Source organism: Paraburkholderia sp. RAU2J, from assembly GCF_003634845.1.
In the GTDB taxonomy this organism is placed as follows: Bacteria; Pseudomonadota; Gammaproteobacteria; order Burkholderiales; family Burkholderiaceae; genus Paraburkholderia; species Paraburkholderia fynbosensis.
In genome coordinates this window covers 1,456,376-1,478,476 of sequence record NZ_RBXG01000002.1, presented here as the reverse complement: position 1 = coordinate 1,478,476, position 22,101 = coordinate 1,456,376, and the positions used below count along the sequence as shown (strand labels likewise).

At 65.2% G+C, this 22,101-nt stretch carries 19 protein-coding genes; 9 read left to right on the top strand and 10 right to left on the bottom strand.

Going from position 1 to position 22,101, the window contains the following annotated elements; all coding sequences use genetic code 11:
- Positions 1-167: 167 nt before the first annotated feature.
- The 5 genes from zwf to B0G69_RS24120 all read right to left on the bottom strand — a co-directional run bounded on the left by zwf (position 168) and on the right by B0G69_RS24120 (position 5,807).
- Positions 168-1,649, bottom strand: coding sequence for a glucose-6-phosphate dehydrogenase (gene zwf, locus B0G69_RS24140; protein WP_121321691.1), 1,482 nt, complete (start codon positions 1,647-1,649; stop codon positions 168-170).
- A 446-nt stretch (positions 1,650-2,095) separates the two neighbouring features.
- On the bottom strand, positions 2,096-3,025 hold the full coding sequence (lhpI, locus tag B0G69_RS24135; protein WP_121321689.1) for a bifunctional Delta(1)-pyrroline-2-carboxylate/Delta(1)-piperideine-2-carboxylate reductase: 930 nt from the start codon (positions 3,023-3,025) through the stop codon (positions 2,096-2,098).
- 376 nt (positions 3,026-3,401) lie between these two features.
- A complete protein-coding gene (locus B0G69_RS24130; RefSeq protein ID WP_121323852.1) occupies positions 3,402-3,653 on the bottom strand; it encodes a hypothetical protein in 252 nt (83 codons plus the stop codon).
- A gap of 149 nt (positions 3,654-3,802) precedes the next feature.
- Positions 3,803-4,441 (bottom strand): C39 family peptidase, encoded by a 639-nt coding sequence (locus B0G69_RS24125; protein ID WP_121321687.1) that lies wholly within the window; start codon positions 4,439-4,441, stop codon positions 3,803-3,805.
- Between the two features lie 25 nt (positions 4,442-4,466).
- Positions 4,467-5,807, bottom strand: coding sequence for an FAD-binding oxidoreductase (locus B0G69_RS24120; RefSeq protein ID WP_121321684.1), 1,341 nt, complete (start codon positions 5,805-5,807; stop codon positions 4,467-4,469).
- Between the two features lie 275 nt (positions 5,808-6,082).
- Between B0G69_RS24120 and B0G69_RS24115 the strand changes: the two genes are divergently transcribed.
- The 3 genes from B0G69_RS24115 (at position 6,083) to B0G69_RS24105 (ending at position 8,888) form a co-directional block, all read left to right on the top strand.
- Positions 6,083-6,337 (top strand): helix-turn-helix transcriptional regulator, encoded by a 255-nt coding sequence (locus tag B0G69_RS24115; protein ID WP_121321682.1) that lies wholly within the window; start codon positions 6,083-6,085, stop codon positions 6,335-6,337.
- A gap of 2 nt (positions 6,338-6,339) precedes the next feature.
- The gene (locus B0G69_RS24110) at positions 6,340-7,680 is read left to right on the top strand and encodes a type II toxin-antitoxin system HipA family toxin (RefSeq protein WP_121321680.1); all 1,341 of its coding nucleotides are present in this window, start codon (positions 6,340-6,342) and stop codon (positions 7,678-7,680) included.
- A 353-nt stretch (positions 7,681-8,033) separates the two neighbouring features.
- A complete protein-coding gene (locus B0G69_RS24105) occupies positions 8,034-8,888 on the top strand; it encodes a helix-turn-helix domain-containing protein (protein WP_121321678.1) in 855 nt (284 codons plus the stop codon).
- Between the two features lie 119 nt (positions 8,889-9,007).
- On the opposite strand, the gene B0G69_RS24100 is transcribed toward B0G69_RS24105, so the two are convergent.
- Together B0G69_RS24100 and B0G69_RS24095 are read right to left on the bottom strand one after the other, a co-directional pair.
- The gene (locus B0G69_RS24100; protein WP_121321676.1) at positions 9,008-10,846 is read right to left on the bottom strand and encodes an ATP-binding protein; all 1,839 of its coding nucleotides are present in this window, start codon (positions 10,844-10,846) and stop codon (positions 9,008-9,010) included.
- A complete protein-coding gene (locus B0G69_RS24095; protein ID WP_121323851.1) occupies positions 10,816-11,232 on the bottom strand; it encodes a molybdopterin-dependent oxidoreductase in 417 nt (138 codons plus the stop codon). The genes B0G69_RS24100 and B0G69_RS24095 overlap by 31 nt, the downstream gene beginning before the upstream one ends.
- Before the next feature lie 391 nt (positions 11,233-11,623).
- Here B0G69_RS24095 and B0G69_RS24090 point away from each other — a divergent pair, with 391 nt between their 5' ends.
- Positions 11,624-12,571 (top strand): phosphoribosyltransferase, encoded by a 948-nt coding sequence (locus B0G69_RS24090; RefSeq protein ID WP_121321674.1) that lies wholly within the window; start codon positions 11,624-11,626, stop codon positions 12,569-12,571.
- A 40-nt stretch (positions 12,572-12,611) separates the two neighbouring features.
- On the opposite strand, the gene B0G69_RS24085 is transcribed toward B0G69_RS24090, so the two are convergent.
- Positions 12,612-14,294, bottom strand: a complete 1,683-nt coding sequence (locus tag B0G69_RS24085) for an ATP-binding domain-containing protein (protein WP_121321672.1) — start codon at positions 14,292-14,294, stop codon at positions 12,612-12,614.
- A gap of 167 nt (positions 14,295-14,461) precedes the next feature.
- On the opposite strand from B0G69_RS24085, the gene B0G69_RS24080 reads away from it, so the two are divergent.
- Together B0G69_RS24080 and B0G69_RS24075 are read left to right on the top strand one after the other, a co-directional pair.
- Positions 14,462-15,088 carry a glutathione S-transferase family protein gene (locus tag B0G69_RS24080; RefSeq protein WP_121321670.1) on the top strand — a complete coding sequence of 209 codons (627 nt, stop codon included), beginning with the start codon at positions 14,462-14,464 and terminating at the stop codon, positions 15,086-15,088.
- Positions 15,089-15,298: 210 nt separating this feature from the next.
- Complete coding sequence (locus tag B0G69_RS24075; protein WP_121321668.1) at positions 15,299-15,862, top strand: Fur family transcriptional regulator; 564 nt, start codon at positions 15,299-15,301, stop codon at positions 15,860-15,862.
- A gap of 167 nt (positions 15,863-16,029) precedes the next feature.
- On the opposite strand, the gene B0G69_RS24070 is transcribed toward B0G69_RS24075, so the two are convergent.
- Complete coding sequence (locus B0G69_RS24070) at positions 16,030-16,542, bottom strand: response regulator (protein ID WP_121321666.1); 513 nt, start codon at positions 16,540-16,542, stop codon at positions 16,030-16,032.
- Positions 16,543-17,049: 507 nt separating this feature from the next.
- On the opposite strand from B0G69_RS24070, the gene B0G69_RS24060 reads away from it, so the two are divergent.
- Complete coding sequence (locus tag B0G69_RS24060; RefSeq protein ID WP_121321662.1) at positions 17,050-17,769, top strand: ribonuclease activity regulator RraA; 720 nt, start codon at positions 17,050-17,052, stop codon at positions 17,767-17,769.
- 114 nt (positions 17,770-17,883) lie between these two features.
- Here the strand turns inward: B0G69_RS24060 and B0G69_RS24055 are convergent, their stop codons facing one another.
- The gene (locus tag B0G69_RS24055; protein WP_121321660.1) at positions 17,884-18,672 is read right to left on the bottom strand and encodes a TetR/AcrR family transcriptional regulator; all 789 of its coding nucleotides are present in this window, start codon (positions 18,670-18,672) and stop codon (positions 17,884-17,886) included.
- A 75-nt stretch (positions 18,673-18,747) separates the two neighbouring features.
- Here B0G69_RS24055 and B0G69_RS24050 point away from each other — a divergent pair, with 75 nt between their 5' ends.
- Positions 18,748-20,307 carry an MDR family MFS transporter gene (locus B0G69_RS24050; protein WP_121321658.1) on the top strand — a complete coding sequence of 520 codons (1,560 nt, stop codon included), beginning with the start codon at positions 18,748-18,750 and terminating at the stop codon, positions 20,305-20,307.
- Between the two features lie 433 nt (positions 20,308-20,740).
- A complete protein-coding gene (locus B0G69_RS42810; protein ID WP_121321656.1) occupies positions 20,741-22,060 on the top strand; it encodes a hypothetical protein in 1,320 nt (439 codons plus the stop codon).
- Positions 22,061-22,101 lie beyond the last annotated feature (41 nt).

Sequence of the window (22,101 nt, the reverse complement as noted above, 5' to 3'; positions counted from 1 at the left end):
AGAACGGCGACGCGTACTGCCTGATGGGATTAACCGCTGGCGAGCCTGCGGCGATGAATCCGAACATGCAGGGCCTTTACCCGGACCCGGCAGCCCTCAACCACATACAGGCGCTACAACGACGCTTCAAAGAACGTTGCAGCGCCCGCCTTCCTGGAAGCGTCGATTTACTGCGACTCTTCCGCCCACACGGCATTCTCACGCGCCATCAGCGCTGTCGATGCCGCCGGCCCGAACGTGCCCGCCGTATAACCGCGCGGTTTGTCGCCCGACTTGGCCCAGCCAGCCAGAATCGGCTCGGCCCACGCCCATGCGGCCTCGAGTTCGTCGCGCCGCATGAAGTGCGTGAGGCGCCCGCGGATCACGTCGATCAGCAACCGCTCGTACGCTTCCGCGCGGCGCTCGGTGAAGGCCTGCTGCAAATCCAGATTCAGATTCACCGGCAGCATGTGCATGCCGCTACCCGGCTCCTTCGCGAGCATCTGCAACTGGATGGACTCTTCCGGCTGCAACTGGATGACGAGACGGTTGCCGTAGTTGCGTCCACCGCTCGGAATGATCGAGAACGGCAGTTCGGAGAACTCGATGACGATCTCCGATACCTTTTTCTGCATCCGCTTGCCAGTGCGCAGGAAAAACGGCACGTTGGCCCAGCGCCAGTTGTTGATATGCGCGCGCAACGCGACGAACGTTTCGGCGCGGCTGCCCGCCGGCACGTTGTCTTCTTCCTGATAGCCCTTGACCGCCTCGCCGTCCACCGCGCCCGCGGTGTACTGGCCGCGTACGGTATCGCGGGCGATGTCCTCGGGCGTCATCGGACGCAGCGAGCGCAGCACCTTGAGTTTTTCGTCGCGGACCGCGTCCGGGTCGAGTGACACCGGCGGCTCCATCGCGACGATGCACAGCAGTTGCAGCAGGTGGTTCTGCACCATGTCGCGCAGTGCGCCGGTCTTGTCATAAAAGCCCGCGCGGCTGCCCACGCCGACCGTTTCCGCGACCGTGATCTGCACGCTCTTGATGTACGGCGCCTGCCACAGCGGCCCGAATATCGCATTACCGAAGCGCAGCACCATCAGGTTCTGCACGGTTTCCTTGCCGAGGTAGTGGTCGATCCGGTAGATCTGCGCTTCGCTGAAATGCTTGCCGACCGCCGTGTTGATCTCCTGCGCGGACGCCAGATCGTGGCCCAGCGGCTTTTCGAGCACCACGCGCGACTTGTCGTCGACGAGCCCCGCCGACGACAGGTGATCGCAGATATGCACGAACAGATCCGGCGACGTCGCGAGATAGAACACGCGGCGCACGCCCTCGCGCGACGCTTCTTTCAGACGCTGATAGTCCTCGGCCGAATCGACGTCCATCCGCACGTACTCGAACAGCGCGAGGAATTTATCCCAGGCGGCGGCGTCGAACGCCTTCTTTTCGATGAAGGGCTTGGCCTTCAGCTCCATGAATTCATTGATGTACTCGTCGCGCGACCAGGGCTTGCGGCCGATCGTGACAATGCGGGTGTCCGGCGGCAGATTGCAGTGCAGATGCGCCATGTACAGCGCGGGCAGCAGCTTGCGAAACGACAGGTCGCCGGTGCCGCCGAAGATGATCATGTCGAGCGGCAGGTCGGGTGTGGCTGAAGCGTGTTGGGTCGTCATAGCGCGGTCGCAGCGTCGTGATGGAGGAGGCGTCGGTCAAGGGGCGGAAAAGCGTGGGCGAGACGCCCGCGCCGGCGAACCGGCGCTTTTTTCCGGCAAACGCCTATGGTGCAACTTTTTGGGATTGTTTGCACGGCAACATCTGCCTCAGGTTGGCGCAAGATGCCAAGCCGATGTGGCAGAGGACTGTTTTCTATGGTTTTTGTGCGGGTGGAGGTGGGTTGATTGGGGGAGCCTTTCGTGCGGTTTTCGTTGTGTGTTGTTCGGAGGCGGGGGCTTTCTTGCGGGTCTGGCCGCGCCCTTTGCGCCAATTCGGCTGCGTGCATCGTCCGCAAGTCCTCCTGATGGGCCTTCGTACAAGGCTCACCCGCCAGGAAGCTCTCACCCCTGCTCTACACGCCCGGCGTGAGAGCTTCGCTTCCTGATCCAGCCGTTTCTCCGACCCTTCAGCGGCCTGATAACGCCTCGCGCGCGACCCGGCACGCCGCCAGATCCCACGCCGCGCAGCCGACGCTTTTGAAAACCACCGGCTTGTCCGGTGACACCCGCACCGCACGCTCCAGCACCGCGGCAATCCCGCCGACGGTCGCCCAATCCACGTCGGCCTGGATGAAGTCGCCGGCCTCGTGTTTCGCGCCGGCCGGATCGTCGACGAAAAGCGCACTGGCAGCGATGGTGCGCGCGCCGATCTCAACCATTTCCGGCGTGAACGCCCCGACCCCGATCACGAGCCGCCCGGCACGCGCCGCTTCGTCATAGACCGGCTGCTTGCTGGTGGTCAGCGCGATCACCACCTCGACCGACTCGGGAATCGCCGCGCCGGTGAGCGGCTGCAGGTCATGCGCGCTGCCGCGATGCGCGGCGCAAAACGCTTCGGCTCGCGCGGGCGCACTGCCCTTCACGAACACACGCGCGTCGGGAAACAGCTCGCCGATTGCCTGCAGGTGGTTGAGCGCCTGCGTGCCCGTGCCGATCAGCAGGAATTCGCGCGGCGCGCTCGTGGCGAAGGTCTCGGCGCCCAGCATCGACATCGCCGCGGTACGGCGGCCGGTCACGGTCGGGCCGTCGAGGATGAACAGCGTTTCACCGGTGTCGGCGTCGAAGGCCATGACCTGGCCGTGGATCGTCGGCAGATTGCGCGGCCCGTTGCTCGCGCACACGTTGACCAGCTTGTGGATCGCGAGATCAGGCGCGGTGGCCGGCATCGACAGCATGATGCCGCCCGCGTTGAGCGGCACCACGAGCCGCTCGGGACTCGCAATGCGCTGCTGCGCGTAATCGATGCTCGCGCGCCTGAGCGCGTCGACGAGCGCCGCATACGGAATCAGCCGCGCGGTCGCGGCGGCATCGAAAATCTGCGTGGTCGGGCGGGTCATGAGCAGTCGTTCCAATCCTTGGTGAAGGGTTGAGGCCGGTTTCAGGCGGGATGCATGGACGAGTCGTCGTCGGCTAGCGGGACGCGTTCGCGCCGTGACGCCAAGACGTCGCCGTAACCGACCGTGGCGACATTGACCAGTCACGCCGAAAATGCCCGCGGCCTCGCGTTTGAGTGGGTATTGAGTTTGGCGATAAGGCGATGCAGAGGGACGCGGTCGGTCCGGGACGAAGCACGGCGAGCGGACGCAGCGCACGCGGCAACCGCATCTCGAACACGCTATGGACATGCCGCGCTCGACACCCTCCTTCAGGCCATATCAAAGCCAGCGCGCTAAGCCCTTCGCAGGATGTCCAACCCGCGACATCCTTCCGCCGTCACTGCGACGCGCCCTTACCCCCGGCTTTCTTGCCGCCCTTGAACATCGCGCGGCACGCCGGGCTGAGTTCGTTGATGTGCTGCTTCATGCAGGCGGTGATCTTGTCTTCATTGGGAATATCGGCTGCGCAGAAATGCATCGCGTCGCCACGGCAGGCCTTGCTCTGTTCGTCGCGACTTGCGGCATTCGCCGAGGTGACGGCGCCCAGGGCGACAAGGCTGGCGACAAGCAGGCAGTAGGTTCGTTTCATGGCAGCTCCGATCTCGCAAAGGTCGACGAGAATCATTAGCAGAAAACGGGCCCGATCACGGCGCGAGGTGGCCTCGCGAGTTCCATGGCCTGGCGGACGACCAGCCGGCCACCCAACCCGGGCGACTCACACCCGCCCTCACCAGGCCCCTAACGCGCGGCCCGGCCAAGCGTCATCCCGCGCCCCGCATAGAACCGCTTCATCGTCTCGAACGGCAGATACACATCGGCCTGATACGGCGCGATACCCGAAGGGTTGTGGAACCATACGCCGCCCCGATCGCGTCCGTGCAGCAGGATCAGATGACCGCCCCGTCGCTGATTCGGCCGGTCGGGATAGCGGATCTCGGGGCTCACGGAAACGATCGCCAGCGTATCGGCGTTCATTCGCGCGGCGACCTCCTCGAGCGGCGCCTGCGGCAGCACCTCGACCTGAATGCCGAATGCGTCGCCCGCCCACCCGGCAAACGGCCGGTAGATCAGCCCGTCGACGCCGCCGCCCTCGCGCACCCGGTACACGCCATGCCGCAAGGCGTCGTCGAGCAGCGCGGCGCGCGGCGCGTGCCCGATACGCCAGTAGTCGAGCGCGGATTCGAGGCACGCCAGGCCGCACAGGCGTTTGGCCCAGAAACGGTAGCGCTGCGGATCGGCGAAACCGCTACGCTGCCAATGCGGATCGTCGCACGGGTCGCCCCGCTGTTCGACGATGTGCGCAACCCATTCGGGGCTGCCCCATTGCGTGTAGTACGGCACGTTGGCGTGGCGCAGAGTCGGTTCGTGTTCATTCATCGGTCGGGTGCAAGGTTGCGGGCGTTTACAGCATGCTGCGGGGGCGCTGCATCGTGCCGTCGAAGAAACGTTGCAATCGGAACGCCGACAGATCGAGCGAGGCCGCGCCGCCGTCGTTCATCTCGGCGAGCAGCTTGCCGACGATCGGCCCCATCGCGAATCCGTGCCCGCAAAAACCGGTGGCGATCGTCAGGCCGGGCGCCTGCGACGGAGCATCGATCACCGGAATGCCGTCGGGCAGCACGTCGATCAGACCGGCCCACGACTCGACCACCTGCGCGTCTCTCAACGCCGGGAACAACGCGCGCAGTTTTTTCAACGCGCGAGGCGCGTGGCCGAGGTTCGGCTGCGGCTGCGGATCGCGCGGATGCAGCACGCGCTCGCTCTGCGGCACGCCGCCCGGCAGGCGCTCGCGCAGATCGCGCAGACAGGCGCCGTTCAGATGGAAGCTGAACTTCGCGCGCTGCTTCCACAATTCGGGCAAAAACCACTTGAGCGCGCGGAAATGGCCGAGCGTCATGTCGACATCGACCTGCATGTCGTCGGCCAGATTGATCGCGCCGTTCGCGCGCTGGCGCACGCCGAGGCCGTGCCCCCAGAACGTGGATGCAGTGATGCGCGGCAGCGGGTTGGTGCGCATGCAGGTGCCGCGCACCGCCTGCTGAGGCAATTCGAGGCCAAGCGTGTCGAGCAACCGCCAGCTGCTCGCGCCCGCCACGCAGATGAACCGCGAGGTGCGCACCGTGCCGCGCTCCGTGACCACGCCGGCAATCGCGCCGCCCGCGCGTTCGACGCCGAGCACGCCGCAGCCTTCGAAAAACAGCGCGCCGGCTTCGGCGGCCCGCGCCGCGAAGGCGGCTGCGGCGCGGCGCGGTTCGGCCTGGCCGTCGCTCGGCGTATAGAGGCCGCCGAGCGCGGGGCCGTGCATGCCGGTCACGACCGTGTCGAGCTGCCTGCGATCGAGGGTGCGCGTGTCGAGTCCGTACTGACGCGCCACGTCCATCCATTGCTGGAACGAAGCCCAATCCTCTTCATCCGACGCAACATAAAGGCAGCCGCCTTGCCGCCATTCCAGATCGAAATTCAGCTCGCGTTCGAGTTCTTTCCACAGCGGGATGCTCGCCATCATCAGCGGCACTTCGGCGGCTTCGCGGCCCTGCTGGCGCACGAAACCCCATGCGCGCGACGATTGCTGCCCGGCGATCCGCGATTTGTCGAGCACCACCACCGACAATCCGCGCTGCGCCAGATAGTAGGCAGCCGCGCAGCCCATGATGCCGGCGCCCGCGATCACGACGTCGGCATGGCTCGGGAACGGTTGGTCGGCAGAGGTGAAGTTCGAGTGCAGCGGGTAAGTCGTGGTCATCGGGCAGGCGGGTGTTAAGTGTGGGCGTCATCTTCGCAGGCAGACGGAGTGTCCGCAATGCCGTCGCGCCGCCGCCGGTGTGGCGTACGCACAGAAGCCTGGGCGCAAGCGCGGTGAGCCGGACAGTCCGCGCGATGCAGCACCATTTATTCGTCTCACAGATATTTACATATTATTCGTCTAGCAGATATTCGGGACAATATTCGCTAGGGGAATATTTGACAAATATTCGTTTGACGCATAAATTGCATTTATCCGTCTCACAGATAATCCGTATGTTCCACCTCATCGCCACGCCGGATCAGATGGGCCAGCTGCTCGCCGCCAGCCGGCGGCAAGCCGGCCTCACCCAAGCTGAGGCCGCAGCGCGGCTCGGCATCAGCCAGAGCCGTATTTCGGCGCTGGAAACCGATGCCGGCGCGCTGACGCTCACACAATTGCTCGCGCTTTGCGGCGTCTACGGCCTGCAATTGCAGCTGCGCGACAAGAGCCAGCCAGTGCCCGAGCAAGCGCCGATCGTCGAGTGGTGACCATGGCCCGGCAAACGCACTCACGGGCGCTGTCGGTCTGGGCCAACGGCGAGCGCGTCGGTGTCTGGCGCCTGCCCGCGCGCGGCCCCATGGAGTTCGCCTACGATCCCGCGTGGGCCGCGTCGCCCGCCGGCCGGCCGTTGTCGCTGTCGCTGCCATTCACGCCGGGCAACATGGCGCAAAAAGGGCATCGGGTGCTCAACTACTTCGACAATCTGCTGCCCGACAGCGACGCGATCAGAAAGCGCATCGCCCAACGCTACCAGACCGAAACGCTCGATGCGTTCGACCTGTTGCAAGCCATCGGCCGCGACTGTGTGGGCGCCGTCCAGTTGCTCGCCGAAGATGACGCGCCGACCGGCGTCGAGCGCATCGAGGGCACGCCGCTCACGCACGGCGAGATCGAGGCCACGCTGGCGCGCACGGTCGGCAATCCGGCGCCCGGCGCGCCCGACGACATCGACGACTTCCGCATCTCGCTCGCCGGCGCACAGGAAAAAACCGCGCTGCTATGGCACGACGGCAAATGGCAGCGCCCGCACGGTGCCACCCCCACCACGCATATTTTCAAACTGCCGCTCGGCCTCGTCGGTAACAAGCTCGCCGATCTCAGCACCTCGGTGGAAAACGAGTGGCTGTGTCTGCGGATTCTGCGCGCCTACGGCCTGCCGGTCGCGAACGCGGAGATCATGACGTTCGGCAAGCAGCGGGTTCTGAGCGTCGAGCGGTTCGACCGGCAACTGCATTCGAGCGGGCAATGGCTGCTGCGTCTGCCGCAGGAAGACTTCTGCCAGGTGTACGGCGTGCCGTCGCATCGCAAATACGAAAACGAAGGCGGCCCCGGCGTGCTCGATCTCGCGCGGATTCTGCAGCAATCGGTGCAAGCGCGGCAGGACATCGAAACCTTGCTGGCGAGCCAGATTCTGTTCTGGATGCTCGCGGCGCCCGACGGCCACGCGAAAAACTTCAGCATCCGCCTGCTGGCGGGCGGCCAGTTCCGCATGACGCCGCTTTACGACGTGATGTCGATCTGGCCGGTGGAGGGCAACGGCCCGAACCAGTGGTCATGGTTCAAGGCGAGACTCGCGATGGGGATGTGGTCGCGCAGCAAACACGATGCGTTTCGCGACGTGCAACGACGCCACTTCAACACGATGGCGCTCAGATGCTCTCACGGCGCGGACGCCGAGCCGCTGATCCAGCGGCTGATCGCGCAGACGCCCGAGGTGATCGCGCGGGTGTCGGCGGAATTGCCCGAGCGCTTTCCTGGCAAGGTCGCCGAGCGGATTTTCAAAGGACTGAAAAACTCCGCGGCGAAACTTGAAAAAATGCCGGCGGCGTAGCGGGCGACGGCCTCCCCGTTGGCACGCCGCACCGGCGTTCAACCGATCGCCGCGGCGCAACGCCGCCGCCCATCCCGCGCGCCGGCATCTACTCCCACGCATTTTCTGCGATACGGCACTGTTTCCTCGGTAGAATACATTTATGCCGAATAGATAAAAATTGCCCAAATGCCGATTTAGCCGTCGCACTGACGAGTTCGACGGTGGTCTTACGAAATACCTATCGCGACAAATTTTTACGGTACATTTGCGGTCCCCCGCATAGCCGGTCAATGCGCACCGAATGTGCAGGGTCGCACTGCGCCTGTCGTATCGCACCCAGTACTCTTTAAGACGGCGGATTCTTACGCAGTATGCCCAACGAAACACACTCACCTGACTCCATCGCAGTCGCCGAGCGCGTGCGCGAGTTGATGAGCCGGCATGGCATCGGCAAGCGCCAGCAGACCACGGAGCTTTGCCGCATCCTCGATCTGAGTTTTTCCCAGGGACATCGCAAGCTGCGCGGCAACAGCCCGTGGACCCTGTCGCAGATCAAGAAAGTCGCCGAGGTGTTCGGCGAGCCCGCCGCACAGTTGTTCGGCGCGCAATCGCTCGATCCGGGCATGGTCGGCGCGATCGCCCAGGAAGCCGTGTTCTGCATCGGCGCGATCGAACTGGCGTGCACCGCGTGGGTCGGCGCCGCGCTCGAACCGGGCAGCCGCCCGGAATTCGTTGCGTATTCGAAGCTCGGCCAATGGCGCGTCGCGCGCCACGACGGCACGCTCTATCAAAGCGCGTACGAGGTCCACAAGATCGAGATCTATCCGCGCCGCGCCGAGACCGACAAGCCGACCATCGCCGTGGTCGACGACGATCAGGCCAGCGCCGACAATCTGCGCGACTATCTCGAGCGCAGCGGGTTCGCGGCGGTGGCGATCTACGGGCTCACGGCCTTCGTCGAACAATTGCAAACCCAGGTGTTCGACGGCGTCGTGATCGACTGGCTGTTCGGCACGCAAACCTCGGCGGCCGCGATCCGCGCGGTGCGCGCGTCGGAAAATCCGGACGCGCCGGTCTTCGTGCTGACGGGCGAATTGCTGACCGGCAAGGCCAGCGAATCCGAGATCAGCCAGGTCATCCGCGATTACGACGTCGCGTGCTACGAAAAGCCCGCGCGCATGGCGATTCTCGTCGCCGACCTGTCCAAGCGGCTGAACCGTCCGTAACAGCGGCACGCACGCGGGTGAAAACCGTGCCGTCTGGCGGCTGAAGGGGTGCGCTCAGCTTGATGCCCGCTTTCGCTGCCGCGCCGCGCACCGGCACATCGTGTGCCGTACCCCGTCCGTCACACCGCATGCCGCGCAGCCAACGCCCGCTGCAACGCGCGGCGCAAATCCTCGTAATGGACCGGCTTTAACAACGCCTCGAAGAACGGCTGCGCGGCACGCCCGTCCCCCGTCTCCGGCGCATACGCGCTGACCACGATCACCGGCGCCTCCGACGACGGCCCGCCGCGTCGCGCGAAGTCCGCTAGAAAGGTGTACCCATCGCGCTCCGGCATATGCAGGTCGAGCAGCACCACGTCGCAGCGGTGTGTGGCGAGCCAGGCAAGCGCGTCGTCGGCATTGGCGAGCGCATGCGCATCGAAATTCATATGCACGACCATTTCGCTGAGCGACTCGCGAATCAGCCGGTTGTCATCGACGATCAGCACGCACGGCCGCGCGCCGCCCGGCGGGGTCTGCGCGGCCACGGCCGGCGCGGCGGCCGCGACCGAGGTGGTCGGAATCGTCACGGTGAAACTCGTGCCCTCGCCGACCGTGCTCGCCACGTCGACCGTGCCGCCGAACAGTTTCACCAGCCCCTGCACGATGGTCAGCCCCATGCCCGCGCCTTCGAAGCGGCGCGTGCGCGACGCGTCCAGTTGCGTGAACTCCTGGAAGATCAGTGGAATCTGCGCCTGCGACACACCCGGCCCGGTATCGCTGACGACGAAGATCAGCACCCCCGGCTGCTGCCGCAACTGCACGCGCACCGTGCCGGTCTCGGTGTAGCGGATCGCGTTGGTGACGAGGTTGTTGACGATCTGGCGAATCCGGTGCGGGTCGGAATCGACCAGACCGCTCACCCCGCTCACCCCGCTCGCCTCGCTTTCGAGCTTCAGACCGCGCGCGGCGGCCGACATCGTGTGCTCGTCGATGATCGACGCCAGCAGTTCGCGCGGCTCGAAATGCTCGTGACGCAACTCGAGCTTGCCGGCGCCGAGGCGCGCGTAGTCGGTCAGGTCCTTCATCTGCGCTTCCAGATGACGTGCCGCGGTTTCGAGCCGCTGGATCACCTTGCGGTCGGCCTCGGAGTGATAGTTGAACCCCAGCAATTCGATCGACGACACGATCGCATGCAACGGCGTGCGCAGCTCGTGGCTAATCATGCCGAGAAACGCGTCCTTCGCGAGACTCGCCTCGCGCGCCGCGCGGCTCGCCTGGTGTTCGGCGGCGAGCGCCGCATGCTGCTGCAGCATCAGCCGGGTGCGGCGCCGGCCATTGAGCACCAGCAACAGCGTCGCCGCCGCCGACAGCAACAGCAGCAGCAGGCCACCCGCGAACAGCATGCGCCGCTTGTCGATGAAGTCGCGGTTCAGCGCCTCGCGATCGGCGACGTCGGCGAACCGCCGGCTCAGCGCGAGATCGTTGACCTGGTTCCAGTGCTCGCGCATCTGCGCAACGATCCCATTGGCGCGCTTGCGGTCCTGCGGCAACGCTTCGACCGCGGGTTGAATGTCGCCGAGCAGACGATCGAGCGACTGGATTTCGTCGAGCTGCCGTTGCAGCAACGCGAGTTGCGAGGTGAGCCGGCGCGTCGAGCCGGCCATCACATGCAGCTTCGATTGCAGCAACTGGAAACGCAGCATCAGCCGCTCATAGTCGTCGTCGACGCCCGACTGGTAGAGCAGCAACTGGTTCTCGAAGCGCGCGTACGCGATCTGCAACTGCGCGGCGTCCCAGTAGAAACCGTCGTAGGTGCCGGTCCACTGCCCGGTGGCGCGCGGGTTCAGCAAATTCGCGTACAGCAGATAGCCGATCGCGCCGACCGGCGCAGCGAGCGCGGTCAGCCAGATCAGCACGTAGAGAACACGGCGCCACGAACGGCGCACTATTTGACGATGAGGGCCTTGATCTGCCATACGAATTTCGAATCGCCCAACGCGCCCGTGATTTCAGTGGGGTAAGCGTCGCGCGGATAGATAAGGAACAGCGGCCCGAAGTCGCTGATCTTCAGGCGCTGCCCGTTCATGCTGTACGCAACCACGACGCCATAGCGATTGGCATCCGACACCGGCACGGTGTACGTGTAGTCGTCGAACGTCTGGAACTCGAGCTGCGTGCCATACGCTCCGACGGTTTTCAGAATATCCGCGAGCAGCGGTCCTGTGAAGGTGGAGCGCGGCGTCCACGTGGTCGAGGTCGTGATCGAATGGACCGGCAGTGCGAGCAGCTGGGCCTCGGTGAAATGATAGGTGTGGTGTGACGCATCGGTGGTCTTGCCGATCTTGCCCTGCACATCGAGCATTAACGGCGCCGCCGTCTGGGCCTGCGCCGCCCATGCGGCAAGCGCGAAGATCAAGCCTGTCGCCCAGCGCGCGCGCGCGGGCGCGCTTCTTTTTTTATGCAGCGTTGCAATCACGGTTGGTCACCTGCGTTCTTATCTGTTGTCTTTTGCCTGCGGGCGGCGCGGCGCTATGCCGACGCGATCCTTCGCCGCCCCTGCCCGTTCTTCATCCGGCCCAGCCTCGCTCTGGCGATATCCACGCCGACGATGCGTCGTCACCCTGAGGCGCGATCTTTGAACCGCATGCATAATATCGCCAAAATTCTTTGCCTCACAAAACGAGGACGCGCCACTGCGGCGAGGCGCGCGCCCCGCAGACACTCGCCCTACGCGCCGCGACGCCACGAGAGTTATGAACAAGCCGGTTTTGCCTCTGACGTACGAACAACTCGATCACTGGATCGAATCGCTGCAACCTGCGCTGCTCGCGGAACGCTTCACGATGGCGATCGGCATTCTGCGCGGCGGCGCGCCCCTCGCGCTGATGGTGTCACATGCGGTCGGCACACCGGTGGCGTTCCTGCGCTACGACCGCCAGTCGCGCGTAGTCGCGTGGGATTCGACGCTGCCGATGCCGCCCGCGGGCGCGAAAGTGCTGCTGTGCGAAGACATCGCGGGACGGGGCTTCACGCTCACCGATTGCATCGCATTCCTGCGCGAGCAGGGGCTCGACGTCAGAACGCTGACCGGCGCGGTGGACGACCTGAGCCGCACGCAACCCGACTACGCGATCGATGCGCGCGGCTACTTTGCGTTGTTCCCTTGGGAGCGTCAGGCTTACACCGAGCGTTATCGCGAGGACTGGGAGCGCGTCGAAGCCGGCGCCGCGCCGGCGATGGCCGACGATCACGAGTACACGACGTACGCGATCGACCTCGACGGCATTCTGCTGCCCGACGTGCCGCTCGCCCGCTATGACGACGACCTCGCCGCCGCGCTCGTCGAGCGCGATGCGCTGCTGCCGTTCGAGGTGCTGCCCGGCATCGATCTGCAACGGGTTCGCACGATCATCACGGGCCGTCCCGAGATGGATCGCGCGCGCACCGAGGCGTGGCTCGCGCGGCACGGCTTCGGTCATATGCAACTGGTGATGCGCAGCCCCGGCACGCACGACGAAAGTCCCGCCGGCGCGGCTGCCCACAAGGCCGGCGCGGCGTTGCGCGGCGGCGTCACGCATTTCGTCGAGAGCGATCCGGTGCAGGCGCTGCTGATCGCCCAGCAAGCACCGCTGTTGCGCGTGATCTGGTGGGATGCGCTCTCGCGCACCGGCATGCTGGTGGGTGCGCGTGCGTGGAGTTGATTAAACGGTGGCGCGGCGCACGAAGCGCGCCGCCCGGCCGCTAAGCCTCCCTAACCTCCCGGCTCTCCTTCCCATCGCGCAGCCGCAGATGACGCGCGGCCCGCTGCGACGCGACGACGATCAGCTTCATCGTCGCGCGCGTGGCGCCGACAAACAGCTTGCGGGCGATACGCTCGTCGAAGGTCTCGAAGTCGACCTCGGTGAAAATCACGCACGGCGCCGCCTGCCCCTTGAAGCGATAGATCGACTCGAACAGCACGTCACCTTCGCGATACTCCGGGTTGCCGAACAGATCGTACTTGCCGGTGAAACTGCGCAGCCGATGCGGGCCGAGATGATCCAGCGCGGTCATCGCCGAGCCCTCGCGGCCGCGGAACGACAGCACCACGATGTCCTGCTTGCGAAATCCCAGCGACAACGCCTGCGTGATCGCGCGCTTGGTGGCCTCGATGCCGGCCTGCGCGTGCGCGTCGTCGTAGACGGAGAGCGAAATATCGGAGCCGTCGAACGGACTGCCCGAGGTCAGCGCCGCGGCGAGCGGCACCGACGCGCCGACCACGTCGCGCACATAGTCGAGAATGTCGCGCGGGCTGCGATAGTTGGTGGTTTCCTTCAGTGTGGTCCAACCGGGTAACGCGACCGGCTCGCGCATGTACAGATTCTGCAGCGGATCTTCGAGCCACCACCACGCGGCGCCGGGACGCAACATCCGCTCGAGCGCGGCGACCCAGGGCTGCTGAAAGTCCTGCCCTTCGTCGACGATCAGCACGTCGAATTGCCAGCGCGGCTCGATCGGCGTCTCGGCGAACATCGTCTCCAGTTGCTCGAACACGTGGCCGGACTGGAAATCCGGCTCGCAGCCCGCGTCGCGCGCGATCCAGTCGCACAACTGGTGATAGTTCGCGACCTTCGCCTCGGGCGGCGCAACCCGCCCGATGTGGTCCGCCAGCGGCCGGTTGAAGCACACGTATAAAGGCCGCTGGCCGAGCGCCACGGCGTCCTTCATCACCTGCACCGCGAGTTGCGTCTTGCCGGAGCCGGCCGTGCCGATCACGCGCAGCCGGAACGGCGAGAATTCGAGCCGCCGCGCCCACGTCGCGAGCCCGCCCGCGAGGCGCGTGACGAGCGTGCCCGCCTGGCCGACCAGCGCGCTCGCGTCCGGCGTGAGCGCGAGTTCGTCGGCGAGAAAGTGATGGATCTTCGATGCGCACGCAAGGCGCGGCTCGTCGGCCGGCAACGCTTCGCGGATCACCGCCGCGAGCCGATCCTTACGCGTCGCGTCGACGATGCGCGCCGGATTCACCCCGGCAATCGCCGCATCCTTGACGATGTGGTCGGGACAGTACAGCAGTTCCTCGACGAAGTAGGTGCCCGCGCCGAACGCCGCGGTGAAGCGCCGGTGCAAACCTTCGATGGTATGCGCGAGCGCGATCGCTACATTGCGCTCGGTTTGCAGATAGACCTTGACGAGCCCCTTCGGCGTTTCACGCAGGAAGCCCGTTTTCTGTTCGACGATCATCACGCGCCCGGCCGGGCTGACGATCACGAAGTCGGCCTCGCCGAACACCGAGAAGTTCTGGTTCAGACGCGTCCAGTGGACGCCGTGATAGACCGTATAGTCGGCGGGCAGCGCCTCCTCCAGCAACGCGAGCGTTTCGCGTTCGCGGGCCGCTGCGCCGGTGGCGGCGAGGCTCTTCCAGTCGTCGGGGACAATGCGGGCCATGCGGTGCCTCGTCGTAGTCAGGTGCGGTCATTGTACGCAACGGGCAACGCGCCGGCGGCTTCGTCAGCGGCGCTGCGCGGCGCGCAATCCGCACGCATCGTGTATCGTTGGGGCTTGAACGCCGCGCACCGCGCGGCTTGCCAACTGTAAGAAAAAGGATTGACCGGATGATTACGATCTGGGGACGGGCCAATTCGGTCAACGTCCAAAAAGTCTTGTGGTGTTGCGACGAACTGGTGCTGCCGTACGAACGCATCGACGCCGGCCTGGCATTCGGCCGTAACAACGAGCCCGACTATCTCGCGATGAATCCCACCGGCAAAGTGCCGACCCTGGTCGACGACGACTTCGTGCTGTGGGAATCCAACTCCATCCTGCGCTACCTCGTGCTGCAATACGGCGAGGCGAGCCTGCTCTACCCGTCCGAGCCGAAACAGCGCGCGAGTATCGACCGCTGGCTAGACTGGTCGCTGTCCACCTTGCAGCCCGCCGAGCGCCCGGTGTTCTGGACCCTCGTGCGCACGCCGGAGGCACAACGGAATACCGCCCAACTCGCCGCCGATATCAACGCGGTCAGCCTGCTGTGGCGCATGCTGGACGCGCATCTGCAAGGGCGCTTTTTTCTCGAAGGCGAGAAGTTCACGCTGGCCGATATCGTGATCGGCGCCTACGCGAAACGCTGGTTCGGCCTGGACGGCGTGGAGCGCTCGCCGCTGCCGAATCTGGAGCGCTGGTATTCGCGCATTGCGACCCGCTCGGGTTTCAAGAAGTACGTCGACTTTCCGTTGACTTGAGCCGGTGGGCCGGCGCTTGTTCCGCTTATCCGGCCCGTTGCGCCGCCTATCGCGCTTGCCACGCTGTACCGCGCTCGCAGGCCGTGCCTGCGCCCAGCAGCCGGTGTCAGCACTCGCGCCAACGTCTTGGCCCGCCACTCCGCACCGCCACCGTGGCGGCGAGACACGTCGCCGCCTACGGCGAGCCCCGCGGACCTTTATAATCGACGCATGAAGACCGCCAAGCCCGCCGCAACCGCCGACCAGGCCACCCTCGCCCGCTCCGCTCATGCTCATGAGCCGGCGCACGCCCATTCGCAGGAAGCGGCGCTGACGCTCGCGGATGAATATTGCCGCGAGCGGGGCGAAAAACTCACGCCGATTCGCCGCAAGGTGCTTGAACTGTTGCTGAACTCGGGGCGCGCTACCAAAGCCTATTCGCTGCTCGACGAGATGCGCCAGATCCATCCCGGCTCGGCGCCGCCCACGGTGTACCGGGCCCTGGATTTTCTGCTGTCTGCCGGGCTCGTGCATCGGATCGAATCGATCAATGCGTTCACCGTCTGCCACGATCTGACGCAGTGCCAGCACGGCATCCTCGTGGTCTGCCAGCAATGCGGCAGCGTCACCGAGTTGCATCAGCCGAAGCTGCGCCAGGCGCTGGTCGCGCAGATCCAGGACGCGGGTTATCGGCTCGCGAGCGATGAAATCGAATTGAAGGGATTATGCGCCGCCTGTCAGGCAGCCGAAGCGTCGGGCGCGAGTGCCTCGATGCCCGTCGCCGCCGCGAAATAACGGCGTGCCCGGCGGCCCGCTTCACGGGCCGCGCGATGCGCTGCCTGGTCGCGCAAACGCCTTGGTTCCGGCGCTTCAACCTCGCAAGGTCGCATGCGAACTCGCGGCCTGCCTGCTGCGCAACACACGGGCCGCGAAGCAACTACAGAGCTTGACCACCCGGCAAATCAACCCGCCGCGCGGGCGTCGATCGCGTCGCGCAGCAGCGTCACCAGTTCCTCCGGCAACGCAGGCTTGGTCATGAAATGCTGAAAGCCTTCGCCGATACTGCGCAAGCGGTAGGCGTCGTCAGTGTGACCGGTGAGCGCCACCGCGACCGACGGCGAGTGATCGCTGCGAATTTCGTGGTCGCGCAGCCGCTGGATCAGATAGAAGCCATCCATGGCCGGCAGGTCGAGATCGCAGACGACAGCGTCGGGTGACAACCTCAGCGCCGCTTCGACACCTTCCTCCGCATCCGCTACCGCGCAGACTATGGCGCCTTCTGCTTCGAGTAACAAGGTCAGCGATTCCCGGCTATCCGGGTCGTCTTCTACGAGCACGATCGTGGCCTGATCGAGTCTCAATGCTCCGTTCATTTTCTGTTGTTGCTCTAAAAAACCGGTTAGGCCGTCAGACGTGGCCAATGTTTCGTTCTGTTGCTTGCCGCCGGTTTGCGCGGCTGCGAAAGTGCTGTTCATGGTTCCGACTCGAATTCATGCAACGAGTTGCAAACAGGGCCAAGATTGTCGGTCATGGCCCAAGCGCGACCCGCCCACAGTAACGCGCTAAAACTGCACGCCGATGAAAAAACGGCTTTCGGCCTTCGCGCTGACAGACCGATGCCGACATCCGATTCGCCACGGCAGCGCGTGCAGACCCCATTTGCACCGCCCTTCCCGCCAGACGTCTTTTCCGAAATCCGTATTTTTTGCGGCGCCGGCGAGCCGTTCGACTCGCACGGCGCTCACATCCACCTCCCTGGTAGCACGTGGCGTGCCGCGTCCGCGTCGAGCGTGCATGGCACTGCCTGTTCGCCGCTGACATCATGCTCACGCGATGTCCGCACGGGCCGGCCGTCTGGGGAGCCGCAGCGCTATCATCGTGAGCGCGAAGGCCGCGTCGGCGCCTTCGCCATCACCAGTGGCGCGCCATGCAGCATGCGTTTGCCGACTACCCCGCTCCTTGACCTGAGGCCACCCCACACCATGTCCGATCTCGACTCTGCGACGCTCGACGCACTCCGCCATGTCAGCACTGCCACACTGACCACACAGTTGTTCAAGCGCGGATTGCGCAATACGTTCATGCAAGGAGTCGCGCCGCTCGCTTCGCACAGCGGCGCGAATCTGGTCGGGCCGGCGTTCACGCTGCGCAACATTCCGTCGCGCGAGGACATCGACGTGCTCGAACTGTTCGCGGACCCCGAGTACGCACAGCGCAAATGCGTCGAAACGATTCCGGCCGGTCACGTGCTCGTGCAGGATTGCCGCGGCGAGCGCGGCAGCGCGTCGTTCGGTTCGATTCTTTCGCTACGTTTGCAGGTGCGCGGCGTGGCGGGCATGGTGTCCGACGGCCCGGTGCGCGACAGCGCGACGATCGCCGCGCTCGGCATGCCGGTGTTCTGCGCGGGCGCGAGCGCGCCGCCGAATCTGATTCGCCATCATGCGGTGGATATCAATGTGCCGATCGGCTGCGGCGGCGTCGCCGTGTTTCCCGGCGATGTGATCGTCGGCGATGCGGACGGCGTGGTGGTGATTCCACGCAAGATGGCCGCGGAGATCGCGCCAGCTGCCGTCGCGCAGGAGCAGTTCGAAACGTTTCTCACGGAGCGGATTCGCGAAGGCGCGGCGTTGCCGGGCACCTATCCGCCAAACGAAACGACCAAGGCGGCCTTTGAAGAATGGGAAAAGAAAGGTCAAGCCTGACGCAGCGAGTCGCGTGGGTCGGTCGTGGCACGTTGCGGCTGCGGGGTCGCCGCAGCGTTGTCTGACCGGTGGGCGAGTGGGCCGGTCTGCGCGCATTTCAAAACGCGCCGGGCGTCAGCCCGCTTTCCTCGGACCTATCCCGTGAAGCAGCAACGCGACCGCGTGCCGCGCGATCTCTTCGCCGCCGATGTTGCGTCGCAAAGGGTCGTTGCGCCACAACTTCAGCGTGGCTAGCGGCAGAAGCGTCAACCCCATCAGCGAGACGAACACCAAGGCGGGTTCCAGTCCCGCGTTAAGACGGCCTTCTTTCTGCCAGCGCGCGATGGCCGCCAGCGACGCCTTCTGATGCGCGTTGCCGAAGCGCTCATGAATGCGCTGGCGCAGCAGGCCGCCATCGCTGATCACTTCGCGCACCCACAGCGACGGAAACCACGGATGCTCGCTCGCCACCAGCACGAGCCGCTGTGTGAGCTGCGTGATCGCGGCAACGGGATCGTCGGGATTCTCCTGAAACGGCATGCCGAGCTCCGCGCGCAACGGCCCGAAGCGCTCCTCGACCAGTACGTCGAGCAACTGTTCGCGCGTCTTGAAGTAGTAATGCATCATCGCCGGCGTAAATCCCGCCTCGCGGGCGATCTCGCCGAGCGTGGTGTCGACGATGCCCTGCCGCGCGAACAGCGTCAGCGCGGCGTCGAGCAGACGGCTGCGTTGCTCTGTTCCCCGTGCGGCGCCCGTCGGCCTGCCAGGGCGGCGGGCGGGCGCGGCGGTTGCGGCGGTCGCGGCGCGTGTCGAGTCTTCCGACGCGGCTTTCACAGCGCGCTTGGGCACCTTGCCCGCCTTGATGGCGGCCGTGTCACGCGGCGATTTTTTCGCCGCACGGTCATCTGCTGGAATCCTTGCCATTGCATTCAATTTGACGAGTGACGCGATGTCGCATATATTAATCTCTGAATTAATTAATTTCAATGCCCCGGTGCCATGAAACAATCGACCACAACTCAACCCGTCGAGCGTATGAAGCCGTACGCGCAGCCCGGCTTGCACCCGGACTCGCGGGCCGACTCGCCAGTCGCCGCCCACCCGCCTATCCGCCTGCTGTTCCCGGCGCTGCTGCTGGTCATGCTGCTCGCCGCGCTCGATCAGACGATCGTCTCGACCGCATTGCCGACCATCGTCGGCGAACTCGGCGGGCTCAACAACCTGTCCTGGGTCGTGACCGCCTACCTGCTCAGCTCGACCATCGTCGTGCCGCTGTACGGCAAGTTCGGCGACCTGTTCGGCCGCAAGATCGTGTTGCAGACGGCGATCATCGTGTTCCTGGTCGGCTCCGCCCTGTGCGGCCTCGCGCAGAACATGACCCAGCTGATCGTGCTGCGCGCACTGCAAGGGCTCGGCGGCGGCGGCCTGTTGGTCGTGACGATGGCCGCGATCGCCGACGTGATTCCGCCGGCCGAGCGCGGCCGCTATCAGGGCGTGTTCGGCGGCGTGTTCGGTCTTGCGACCGTGATTGGGCCGCTGCTCGGCGGCTTTCTCGTCGAGCACCTCACCTGGCGCTGGATTTTCTACATCAACCTGCCGCTCGGCATCATGTCGCTCGTCGTGATCGGCGCGGTGTTCAAGCCGCACGTTCGTCACGTGAAGCACACCATCGACTACATGGGCGCCGCGTTTCTGGCCGGCGCGCTCACCTGCATCATCCTGTTCACGAGCCAGGGCGGCACGATCCTGCCGTGGTCGTCGCCGCAACTGTGGTTCACGCTCGGCATGGGGCTCGTGGCCATCTGGGGTTTCATCCACGAAGAACGCAGCGCGGTCGAACCGATCATGCCACTCCAACTCTTCAAACAACGCACGTTTTTGCTGAGCAGCCTGATCGGCTTCATCATCGGCGTGTCGCTGTTCGGCTCGGTGACGTTCATCCCACTCTATTTGCAGGTCGTCAAAGGTTCGACGCCGACGGCGGCGGGCATGCAGATGCTGCCGATGATGGGTGGCCTGTTCGTGATGTCGATGGTGACGGGCCGCGTGATCAGCAAGATCGGCAAGTACCGCCTATTCCCGATCATGGGCACCGCTCTCGTGGCGATCGCGATGATGCTGCTCTCGCGTCTGCAGATCGACACGCCGATTCATGTGATGTATCTCTACATGGGCGTTCTCGGTTGCGGTCTCGGCATGGTGATGCAGGTGCTGATTCTCGCCGTGCAGAACGCCGTCGAGTTCAAACACGTGGGTGTGGCCACTTCCGGCGCGACGCTGTTCCGTTCGATCGGCGGTTCGATCGGCGTGGCCGGCTTCGGTGCGGTGTTCTCGAACGGACTCGCCGCCCGCCTCGAAAAGCTCATTCCACCCGACACGGAACTGCCGCATGCGTTGGGACCCGCCGCGATCCACCAGTTGCCGGACGCGTTGCGCAACGACTATCTGCATGCGTTCGCCGGTGCGTTGCACACGGTGTATCTCGCGGCCGCCTGCGTCGTGGTGCTGGCTTTCGCGCTCGCGTGGCTGCTGAAGGATCATCCGCTGCGCAAGAATTGATTGCCGCCGGCGTGTCTTTCGGTGCTTGATGCAAGCGCTTATATGACGGGATCGGGACGAGGTCGAGCGCTACGCGCATCGACCTCGTTTTCATATTCGTCGCCATGCTGTCGCGTTGCGCAAGCGCCGCAATTCATGCGCGCGTGCAGTGGTCTTGAAACACTGGAAAAACGCACACGTCCAGCCGTTCTTGCAGTATCCGCACTGTTTCGTCGTACCTGGCAATGTGCGGTAGCGCACACAAGATAGGTGCCAACGGTGATTGACGTTATGAGCGAAACACCACATATTGGAAGCATGGGTAGTGCAAGCGCGGCTTGCGTTTCCTGACTCTCCGGCGCATGTGGATCGTGATTCCGCGGACAAGGCTCCAGCCTCAACACGATCCGGAGCATGCCGTAATGGCATCGTTTTCCACAGGCGGGTCCACGGCATGTCCACCCAGACGGCACTCGGCCATAGTTTTCCAACACCCTGCAAACGCTGTGGCGGTGCACTGTACCGGCAGGTCGACTATTGTCCATATTGCGGCGCGGTACATCCACTCGAAGAGAGCTCATACCGACGCACGCCGTTCGCAGCCAGCCGGACCGGCGCGAGCGATCAGGCCCGTCAGAAATTCCACGACGCGCAGGCTTCGTCGGGTGACACCGCGACGGTCCACGCTATGCGTCCCGACGAGGCCGCCCCACCCGCGGCCACACCTCGTACCGCGCCAGCGTCAACGCACGTGCCTCTCCCGCCGTATGACGACAACAGCTATCCGCCGCGTGAAGGAGGACTCACGTTTCGCCACGCGCTGATTGCGATTGCCGTCCTTGTCGTCATCGGCCTGGCGTTTGTCGCTTTTGCGCTATTTAGCGCCGGCAGTGATTCGGAAGACACGAATGGCGATCAGACCACCCCCACTGCTCGGGACGCCAGAATGGCGACCGGTACGATCGCGCCATTCGTACCGGCTCAATCGACTCCCCCTGCCGCCGCAGCCAGGCCTTCTGCACCGGCCAACGTGGCAAAGATAACGCCACCCGCTCCCGCAACGCCTGTCGCGCCACCGGTCGTCGCGCCACCAGTCGCTGCGGCAACCGTCGTCGCACCACCCGCCGTCCTGCCGCCTGTTGCCGCGCCGCCCGTCGCCGCGACGCCTGCCAGACCTGCTCCACAGTTCCGCGATGTCACGCCAGCCCTGCAAGCGGCGCGGCTCGCGTTTCGCGCCAACGACCTGTCCGCCGCGCAAGCCGCACTCGGTGCCGCGCTGGCGATGCAACCGGGCAACAGCGCCGCGCAGGACCTGGCGTCTGAATTGCGGCCCCTGACCGCGCGCCGCGACGCCGCATTGCAAGCCGCGCAAACATGCATCGCGCAGCAGTCGTGGCCCTGCGCGCGCGCGCATGCCAACGAGGCGCTCACGCTCGACACCGGCAACGAAACAGCCAAGGGCATCCTCGCGCGCGTGATTCGGGAGACCGGCTGGGCGCCGCTTAACCCGCACGCTGCAACCGCCACACCGGCGCAAGGCAAACCGCTCGCGCAGCCACAGGCCGCCGCGGCAACGCAACAGGGTCAACGGCAAACACCGTTGCCGCAAGGCGTGCCGGCAACCGGCGAGTTGTCCGCGGCAGCGCCGCGCGCCGGCACCGCAGGAACGACAAATGGCGTCGACGCGCGCGAGCGCGCCATCAAGGATTCCGGTTGGCGCCGGGCACCGTCGAACGGCGGACAATCGTCAACCAGCACGCCAACCGGCCAGTGAAATTGGTTTGGATACCGAATCACATAGCAGATATCCGCTCA